Genomic DNA, 4,034 nt, shown 5'->3' on the forward strand with positions numbered 1-4,034 from the left:
GGGGGCGGACGTACGTGCCGTTGCGGCGCGCCAGCAGCTCCGCCAGCAGCGCGTCCCACTTCTCCCCGATCACATCCACGTCGTACGTACGCGCCGTCTCCAGCGCCCCCTCCGCCAGGCTCCGCCGCAGCTGCTCGTCCTCGATCACCCGGATGATCGAATCCGCCAGGTTGGCGTTGGTACGCGGCTTGACCAGCAGCCCGTCCACCCCGTGCGTGATCATCTCCTTGGGCCCGTGCGGGCTGTTGAAGCTGACGATCGCCAGCCCCTTGGCCATCGCCTCAAGGATCGTCATCGGGAAGCCCTCATGCCGGGAGCTCAGCACGAAGATCGAGGCCTTCTCCAGCTCGGCCCCCACGTCGGGAGTGGACCCGGGCAGCTCGACCTTGCCCTCCAGCCCCGCCTCCACGATCTGCTGCGCGAGGTTCTCCTCCTGCGGCCCGGCGCCGTAGATGCGCAGCTTCCAGTCGGGATGGGCGGCGGCGACCGTCTCCCAGGCGGTGATGAGCCGGTGGAAGCCCTTGATGCGGGTCATCCTGCCGACCGCGACGACGACCTTGGCGTCCAGCTTGGACACGCCACCGGTCATCGGGGGTACGGCGTTGGGGATGCGGGCCAGCTTGCGCGGCTTCTTCGGCAGCGTCTCACGGTAGTCGCGCAGGTCGGCCTTGGTGAGCGTGACCAGGGCGTCGAGGCGGCGATAGCGCCACTTGATGAGCTCCTGCATCGGCTCGGACTGGGTGCGCAGCGCCACGTGCTCCTGCCCGACCGTGATGACGCCGGGCAGGGCCAGCTGGGCCACCGCCAGGTTGAGCCCCGGCCGGGTCGCCATCAGCACGCCGGTGTCGAGCGAGCGGATGTAGCGGGCCAGCTTGAGGTCGGTCCACAGGTTGAAGCGGTGGTACGCCGACTCCTCCTTGGGGATGAGCCGGCTCGGCATCTTCGACAACATCGCGCGCACCGGGTCGGGGCTGGGATGGAGCCGGTCGTCCAGGAAGCGGAACTTCACCCGCGGGTCGATGGGGAAGAACGGCTCCTCGGCCTCCTTCAGGATGCTCACGATCTCGACGTCGTGCTCGTTGGCCAGATAGCTGGCCAGGTTGAACACGGTCCTGATCGTCCCGCCCATCCCGTAGGCGTGCAGGAGCAGAATGCGGACCTGCCGAGTCGACGGCGGGGGCGCGTTCTCCGCTTTGCGCCGGTTGTACCCCCGATACAGCCGGACCGCGGCCGACTTTCCCTTGCGTGCCAGTGCGCGCACCTGACAGTCCCCTTTTATCGCCGGAAGAAGTCCCAACACACATGGCCGGTGGCGAGGAGCCTCACCACCGGCTTATTGTCCCGCTTCGGCGGAGTGCACGTGTTCATCCCCTATGCGCTGTCCCCACCTATGATCTTTAGACGCCCGCAATGTCTCTAAGGTTGCATGCGCGGCCTAAGGCGGGGATCAGGAGTGTGCGGCGGCTGCTCGGCCAGCAGGTCGAGCGCCACGTCGATGGCCCGCTCGAGCTGCGTGTCCACGCCTCTGGCGTAGTCCTGCGGGGTGATGTCGACCTCGATGTCGGGATCGGTGCCGTAGTTCTCGACCTGCCAGCCGACATCGTCGAAGGCGAAGGAGAACTCCGGCTGCGTCGTGACCGTGCCGTCGGCGAGCTGGTGGCGCGGCCAGATGCCGATGACGCCGCCCCAGGTGCGCTTGCCGACCAGCGGCCCCAGCTTCAGCAGCTTGAAGGTGTGGCTGAAGATGTCGCCGTCGGAGCCCGCCCACTCGTTGGTGATCGCCACCAGCGGCCCGCGCGGCGACTCCGGCGGGTACGGCTCCGGGTCGCCCCAGCGCGGATAGTCGTAGCCGAGCCGCCGCCTGGCCAGCTTCTCCAGCAGCAGCGCCGAGACGTGGCCGCCGCCGTTGAAGCGCACGTCCACGATGATCGCCTGGCGGCCGTACTCGGCCAGGAACCCCCGGTGGAACTCCCCGAACCCGTCGGCCCCCATGTCGGGCACGTGCACGTAGCCCACGCGCCCGCCGGAGCGCTCGTGGCACTCGGCGCGGTTGAGGTTCACCCAGTCGCGGTAGCGGGCCGGCTGCTCGTCGGCGATGGTGCGCACGGTGACCGTGAACACCCGGTCCTCACGGCGCAGTGTCAGTTCGACCTCTTCGCCGGCATGGTTGACCAGGCGCTCGTTCGGAGTGGCGGCCGTTCCGATGGGCGCGCCGTCGATGGCCAGGACCGCGTCACCCGTACGTACGTCGAGACCGAGCCGGTTCAGCGGCGAGGTCGCCTTGGGATCCCACGGGTCACCGGTCACGATGGAGCGGATGTGGTAGACGCCGTCGCGGTAGTCCCAGTCGACGCCCAGCTTGCCCTGGCTGTAGTCGGGGCCGGGGCGGTATTCGCCGCCGCTCTCATAGGCGTGGCTCGTGGCCAGCTCGCCGTGCAGCTCCCACAGCAGGTCGGAGAACTCGCCGCGGGTCGTGACCCGCTCCACCAGCGGCCGGTATCGGTCGTAGACGGCAGGCCAGTCGACGCCCGCCATGTCCTCGGTCCAGAAGTTCTCGAGCTGCAGCCGCCACGCCTCGCGGAACATCTGCCGCCACTCCGCCTCCGGGCAGACCGACACCTTGATCCGCGACAGGTCGATCCAGCCGCTCTCGCGCCCCGGCGTCTCCTCATCGCCCGGCGCCTCCCACGCCTTGACCACCCGCAGCCTCGAGCCCGCGCGGTAGAGCAGCGTCTTGTGGTCGCGGCCCAGCTCGAAGTCGGTGACGCCGTCGGCGAACGGCTCGTTCTTGCCCTTGGCGAAGTCGTACAGATGCAGGGAGTTCTCGCCCTCGAGCGGGCTGGTCAGGATCAGCGCCTTGCCATTGAGCCCGGCCACCCGCTCGTAGCGCCCCTCGGGCAGCGGGAACGCGGTGACGCGCCGGGCCAGCCCCTCGACGTCCACGCGCAGCGGCTCGGGCTCGCCGGAGTCGTCGTCCTCGTCGCTTTCCGTCAGGGGCCGCTGCAGGGGCACGAACGGGTCGGGCACGTCCGCGCGCAGCGCCACCGCGTACGGGCGGGTGCCGAGGGGGAAGCCCAGGTCGAACTGGAGCTGGTCGTAGACGGGCGAGAAGGTCCGCTGGCCGATGAAGTAGAGGTAGCGGCCCTGCGGGTCGAACGCCGGCATCGAGTCCTCCAGCACCGGCTCCGTGGCCTGCACCGTCCGCCCCGTCTCGGGGTGGTGCAGCTTGATCGCGCTGGACTGGGAGTCGAGCGGGCTCGTGTACGCCAGCCACCGCCCGTCGTGCGACCAGGCCGGGTCGTCCGGCGCGCCGTGCGGGTTGGCCTCCACCAGCTCCGCCTCGCCCGTGGCCAGGTCGAGCAGGTGCAGCTCGTGGCGGTGGTTGACGACGGCCACCCGGTCGTGCGCCGGGTCGGGGACGAGGGCGTTGACCCGTCCCAGCCTGGCCACCTCCGTGCCGCCGCCGCCCTCGTGACCCTCGAGGATGACCAGGCGCTCCTCGTCGCCGTCGTCGCTGGCCGCCGCGATCAGCCGGGCGCCGTCGTTGAGCCAGGTCAGGAACCGGTAGCGGACGCCGTCGGGCGAGCCGCACTGCTGCACGGCCCCCTCCCAGTCGGCCATCGCGTACGCCTTGCCGCGCGCCGTGACGGCCAGCGCGCTGCCGTCGGGGCTGAGCGTGGCGCTGTCGAGGTAGTCGGCGGGATCGACGAACCTGCGGTTGCGCTGGGTCCTGGAGCTGGCCAGCAGCACGTCCAGCTTGCGCGCCGGCTCGCCCGGCTCGAGCAGGTAGAGGTCGGCGCCCGCGTGGTAGACCAGCCGGTGCCCGTCGCCGGACAGGTTGCGCGCGTAGTAGTCGTCGTGGTGGGTGTGCTTGCGCAGGTCCTCGCCGTCGGGGGTGCACGAGTAGACGTTGCCGACGCCCTCGTGGTCGGAGATGAAGCACACCCGGCCGCCGCTCCAGCAGGGCGAGGCCAGGTTTCCCGGCAGCCTGATCAGCCGCCGGAACTCGCCGTCGCCGCGCGGGTCGATCCACA

At 70.3% G+C, this 4,034-nt stretch carries 2 protein-coding genes; both read right to left on the minus strand.

Features of this window, described 5'->3' with window-relative positions; translation table 11 throughout:
• A partial coding sequence (locus tag AB0J09_RS58350; protein WP_360711810.1) for a glycosyltransferase family 4 protein occupies positions 1-1,261 on the minus strand: 1,261 nt, incomplete at its 3' end.
• 155 nt (positions 1,262-1,416) lie between these two features.
• Positions 1,417-4,034: PDZ domain-containing protein (locus AB0J09_RS58355; protein WP_360711813.1), on the minus strand; the 2,618-nt coding region annotated here is incomplete at its 5' end.

Origin of the sequence: Nonomuraea sp. NPDC049784, from assembly GCF_040659615.1 — a bacterium.
GTDB lineage: Bacteria > Actinomycetota > Actinomycetes > Streptosporangiales > Streptosporangiaceae > Nonomuraea.